Origin of the sequence: Bradyrhizobium sp. Mp27 (assembly GCF_029953005.1) — a bacterium.
GTDB lineage: Bacteria > Pseudomonadota > Alphaproteobacteria > Rhizobiales > Xanthobacteraceae > Bradyrhizobium > Bradyrhizobium barranii.
The window spans coordinates 1-5,009 of sequence record NZ_JASAUS010000299.1 but is presented as its reverse complement, the minus strand read 5'-3'; the positions used below and the strand labels follow the sequence as shown (position 1 = coordinate 5,009).

The following is a 5,009-nucleotide window of genomic DNA, read 5'->3' as shown; positions in this document are numbered from 1 at the left end:
TCCGCAACCCCGACCAGCTCCGACGACCCGAGCGCTACCAGCAGAGCACGCCGATCAAAGGGGTCCCTTTTGGAGGCCGATAGGGGGTCCCAGTCAAACGCCGATTGACAGGATGGGTGGTATGGGGGGTATGGACTTCTAAGTCCGACACTCAAAGCCCAACAGTACGGAGACTCGGCAGCGATGCCGGGCCTTCGCTGATTTTTGGCGGTCAAAAACTTGCGCACCGGGAACTATTGTGCGTGCGCGTCGAAGCCTGCGCCGCCGACAAAAGTCAGGCGGCCGAGTTCGAGGGAAACACCGCCGGGATCATCCCGCGGAGCCCCCGTTTTCCGTCAACACGATAGCAGCTTCCTGGCCGACACCCGCCGCGCAATAGAAACAGATTGCCAATCAGAAGCTTACAAGGACGACGCGGCCTCCGCTAAGGGGCCAATCGCGGCGAAAAGCGCGCTAGAAAAACGACGCCATGATCGGCAGTTGGAGGGCGCACCATCCGGCGGACAAGTGGCTATTTTTGACGGTTTTGCTAAAGTGGCGCGCTAACCCGGCACGTTTGGGCGGGGTCGAGATGTCCCAACCAACTTCGATTGCCGAATGGCTGACGTCCGTCGGGATGCCCGAATACGCGACGCGGTTCGCCGAAAACGACATCGACGTCTCGGTGCTCGGCCATCTCACCGATCGCGACCTGAAGGAGCTGGGCGTCTCGCTCGGTCACCGGCGCAAGTTGCTGGCGACCATTGCCGAACTGCCGGCCGCGTCGGGCGCCCGTCCGATGGCGACCGCACCGGCGGCGCGCGACGACGCCCAGCGCCGTCATCTGTCCATCATGTTCTGCGACCTGGTCGGATCGACCGCGCTGTCGACCAGGCTGGACGTCGAGGACCTGCGCGCCGTCGTCGCCGCCTATCACCAGTGCTGCGCGGAGACCATCGAACGCGAGGGTGGCTTCATCGCCAAATACATGGGCGACGGAGTACTGGCCTATTTCGGTTATCCGCAGGCGAGCGAGCACGACGCCGAGCGCGCGGTCCGCGCCGGCCTCGCCCTTGTCGAAGCCGTGCCGAGTCTTGAGACCCCCGCCGAAGCGCCGCTTGAGGTCCGGGTCGGGATCGCCACCGGTCTTGTGGTGGTCGGCGACCTGCTCGGCACCGGCGCGGCGCAAGAGCAGGCGGTCGTCGGCGAGACTCCGAACCTCGCCGCCAGGCTGCAGGCGCTGGCCGAGCCCGGCGCCGTGGTCATCGCGTCCGGCACCCGCGACCTGACCGGCGGGCTATTCGAATACCGCGATCTCGGCACGGTCGCGCTCAAGGGATTCGACCGCGACATGCGGGCCTGGCAAGTGCTGGGCGGCGACGCGGCCGAAAGCCGTTTCGAGGCGCTGCGTGCTGCCAGCACGCCGCTCGTCGGCCGCGACGACGAGACCTCGCTGCTCCTGAGCCGTTGGGAGCAGGCGAAGGCGGGAGAGGGCCGCGTCGTGCTGCTGTCGGGAGAGGCCGGCGTCGGCAAGTCGCGCATGACGCAGGTCCTGCTTGAACGCTCCGCCCAGGAGCCGCATGCGCGACTGCGCTACTTCTGCTCCCCGCATCATCAGGACAGCGCGCTCCACCCGCTGATCGCGCAGTTGAACCATGCGGCCGGCATCCGCCGGACCGACACCGACGGCGAACGCCTCGCCAAGCTGGAAGACGTCATCGCGGAGGCGACCGACCGGATCGCCGAGACCGCTCCGCTCTTGGCCGATCTCTTGGGCATCCCCATCGGCGACCGTTATCCGCCGCTCGACCTGACGCCGGGGGCGCGTAAGGCGAAGACGCTCGAAGCGCCGCTGACGCTGGTCGAGGGACTTGCCGCGCGGCGGCCCGTGCTCATGATATTCGAGGACGCACACTGGAGCGATCCGACCACGCGCGCGCTGCTCGACATCCTCGTCGACCGGCTCGCGGCCCTGCGGGTCCTCCTCGTCGTCACGTTCCGCCCGGAATTCGGTCCGGCATGGCGCGACCGCGCTCACGTGGATCTGCTCGGCCTCGGCAGGCTGGCGCCCGACCAGTGCGTGGCCATCATATCCCATCTCACGGGCGGGCGGGTGCTGCCGGGAGAGATTGCCGGCCAGATCCTAGACCGCACCGACGGCGTTCCGCTGTTCGTCGAGGAACTGACCAAGACCGTTCTTGAGAGCGGCCTGGTCAGGAAGGCCGGCAACGCCTATATCGCGACCGCCCTGATTGGGCGGACGGCGATTCCGGAGACGCTGCTCGCCTCTCTGCTCGCCCGTCTCGATCGGATGCCGGAGACGCGCGATCTTGCCCAACTGGGCGCAGCGCTCGGCCGGCAATTCTCCTACGAGCTGGTCGCCGCCGTCGCGGAACTGCCGCCGGCGGTGCTGGAGCGCTCGCTGGAGCGACTCGAAAGCGCCGAACTGATCTTCCGGCGCGGCGCGCCGCCCGACGCCGAATACACTTTCAAGCACGCGCTGGTGCAGGACGCCGCCTACGGCACGATCCTGCGCGACAGGCGCCAGCGGTTGCATGGGCGCATCGCGGCGGTGCTTGAAACTGACTTCCCGGAGGTCCCGAAGCGCCAGCCGGAGACGCTGGCCCGTCACTGCGCCGAAGCGGGCCAGACCGAGAAGGCGGCCGAGCTCTACATCGCGGCCTCCGGCCGTGCCACCGCGGCCAGTAACAACGTCGAGGCGGCGGCGCACCTCAAACGCGCGCTCGCACTCGTCGCGACGCTCCCGCCGCGCGCCCCGCGAACCGTGGAGCTCAGGAACCGCATCATGGTCGGCGGATGGTGGTGGTCCACCTGAATCCGATGAACCAGATGGAGAAAGCAAGCACAGAGAGGAGAAGGGAAATGATCGAAAGCTTCGACGGAAAGACGGCCTTCGTCACCGGCGCCGCCAGCGGCATCGGCCTCGCCTTGGCCCGCGCCCTAGCCTCGAAGGGCGCGAAGGTGATGCTCGCCGACATTGAGGAGGACCCGCTCGAGGCGGCCCTGCGGGAACTGACGGACTGCGGAGCGTATGCACGGGCCGTCGCCTGCGACGTCTCCGACCCCGTCTCCGTGATGAACGCGGCGGACGAGGCGTTCGCCGCCTTCGGCAACGTGCACATCGTCTGCAACAACGCCGGCGCCGGCATCGGCGGCCCCCTCGAGGCGATCGTCGAGACGGACTGGAACTGGCTCACGGCCGTCAACCTCATGGGCTCCGTCCATGGCATCCAGGCGTTCCTGCCACACATCAAGGCGCATGGCGAAGGCGGCCACATCGTGAACACCGCGTCCTTGGCTGGCCTGATTGCTCAACCCGGGACGGGCCCGCACAATGCGACCAAAGCCGGCGTGATCTCCGTGACAGAGACCCTCGCAGCCGAGCTGGCCGGCACCAAGATCGGGGTCAGCGTGCTGTGTACGGCGTTCGTGCGAACCCGCATCGCCACTAGTGTCCGCAACCGGCCATCGCGTTTCGGCGGACCGTCCGACGAGCCCGCTAACCCTCAGATGGCTACCCTTGTCGCCGCCGGAATTGATCCGGCGTTCGTGGCCGAGCGCGTGCTGGCCGGGATCGTGGACAACGACCTCTACATCCTGACGCATCCGGAACTGCGCGACGTCATCGCCGGCCGCTTCGACCGGATCCTAGCCGCCTTCGACAAGGCGGCGCTCCTCGAAACCGCGCCTCCGGAGGCGATCGCCGCGCGCGCCTGATTACCCGCAAGTCTCAACACTGGAGGCGACTATGGGTTTTTCCGAAGCATTTACCGACTTGAACGCCAAGTTTGTCGAAACCGTCAACGGCCATGACCCCCGTCGCTGGGCGGCCTTGTTTTCCGAAGATGCCGTTCTCATTCCCGCCGGACAACCGAGCGTGACCGGACGCGCGGGCATCGAGATGTGGGCCGAGGGCGCGATGAAGATCTGGAACCACCTCGAGATTCACGACGGAGGAAGCTGCTCGACCGAGGGAGACGTGGTTTGGGAGCAGGGCACCTGGACCGGCAATATCAACGTACCCGACGCGAAGGAGACGATGGACATCAGCGGCAACTTCCTGCTCGTCGCCGAGAAGGAGGGCGCCGCCCTGCGCATCAAGGCGCATACGTGGAGCGTCAACTCGCCCATGTGACTCTCCTCAATCGCGATGGACGCCCAAGAGGGGCACCAAGGCGGCAGCGCGATCAGGTCTTGTCGTCCAGATGGGCAGCGATCGAGAACCGGGTTCGCTTTGGCCTCGAGGTGGCCACGGCTGTCGCGAGCGAAATCGGCGCGCAGCGGACAGGATTTCGCATTTCGCCGTCGGCTCCGTTGGCGGGCTGGTCGAAGGGAACGAGGCCGGAGATCTCTATCGCCATCTCGTCACCGAGAGTCGACAAGCTCAAGCTGACTTATCGTCACCTGATGCATACGGGCGACGAGAATCTGGCGCACGATATCCGAGCGCGCAGGTCGAACCTCCCGCTCTTCTTGCAATCTGGACGCACACTCGACGCTGGAAGACGACTTGAGATGGGCGCGGCCAATCCCGACTTTGTCGAGCGTTATCGCAAGCGCGCGCCGCTTAACGAGGCCGATCCTGCGACCTTCTACAGCAGCTGGCTCGCACGAAGACACCAGTTTGCGAAGTCGCACGGGAAGCGACAGCCCACTCAGACAGCATCGGTCCTGGATCCTGCGATGCAAGCGCTCGCTTCGATGGTTCTATGTTTAGTGCAGATCAGCGAGAGGGATCTTCCTGGAAATCTTACGGTTATTTCGATGTCGGCTCTGGATCGGTCGCGTCGTTTTGGAGTCGATCAGCTATTTTCTGGTCTACTCTAACTTCAGATATGTCGCTGCACTGCGCTAACTGAATCGCGCTCAAACTCACCGGTTGCGGCACTTAACTTACAGCCTAGTACCCACTTTTCTTGGAACGTGAGTCGTGATTCAAGGTCGGGATGATACCCGAAGCAAGAGAAGTCCACCTTTCGAGGAAAGATCGCAAGGTGCTTGAGGCGTGC

General features: G+C 65.3%; 5 protein-coding genes. 4 read left to right on the top strand and 1 reads right to left on the bottom strand.

The window, feature by feature from the left end:
* Nucleotides 1–469 precede the first annotated feature (469 nt).
* Genes QJT78_RS48295 through QJT78_RS48280 form a run of 4 tightly spaced genes read left to right on the top strand, consistent with a single transcriptional unit; the run spans nucleotide 470 to nucleotide 4,827 of the window.
* The gene (locus tag QJT78_RS48295) at nucleotides 470–2,815 is read left to right on the top strand and encodes an adenylate/guanylate cyclase domain-containing protein (RefSeq protein ID WP_080586903.1); all 2,346 of its coding nucleotides are present in this window, start codon (nucleotides 470–472) and stop codon (nucleotides 2,813–2,815) included.
* Between the two features lie 47 nt (nucleotides 2,816–2,862).
* Nucleotides 2,863–3,717: an SDR family NAD(P)-dependent oxidoreductase gene (locus tag QJT78_RS48290; protein ID WP_028152510.1), complete on the top strand. Its 855-nt coding sequence runs from the start codon at nucleotides 2,863–2,865 to the stop codon at nucleotides 3,715–3,717.
* A gap of 31 nt (nucleotides 3,718–3,748) precedes the next feature.
* A complete protein-coding gene (locus QJT78_RS48285; protein ID WP_028152509.1) occupies nucleotides 3,749–4,135 on the top strand; it encodes a nuclear transport factor 2 family protein in 387 nt (128 codons plus the stop codon).
* 59 nt (nucleotides 4,136–4,194) lie between these two features.
* On the top strand, nucleotides 4,195–4,827 hold the full coding sequence (locus tag QJT78_RS48280; protein WP_157790566.1) for a hypothetical protein: 633 nt from the start codon (nucleotides 4,195–4,197) through the stop codon (nucleotides 4,825–4,827).
* 2 nt (nucleotides 4,828–4,829) lie between these two features.
* On the opposite strand, the gene QJT78_RS48275 is transcribed toward QJT78_RS48280, so the two are convergent.
* Nucleotides 4,830–5,009, bottom strand: a 180-nt coding sequence (locus QJT78_RS48275) for a hypothetical protein (RefSeq protein ID WP_281460756.1), incomplete at its 5' end; no start/stop codon positions are given.

Bases quoted from the DNA above. Each gene is read 5' to 3' on its own strand.
- QJT78_RS48295 (WP_080586903.1), top strand. From the start codon at position 470: ATGATCGGCAGTTGGAGGGCGCACCATCCGGCGGACAAGTGGCTATTT.
- QJT78_RS48290 (WP_028152510.1), top strand. From the start codon at position 2,863: ATGATCGAAAGCTTCGACGGAAAGACGGCCTTCGTCACCGGCGCCGCC.
- QJT78_RS48285 (WP_028152509.1), top strand. From the start codon at position 3,749: ATGGGTTTTTCCGAAGCATTTACCGACTTGAACGCCAAGTTTGTCGAA.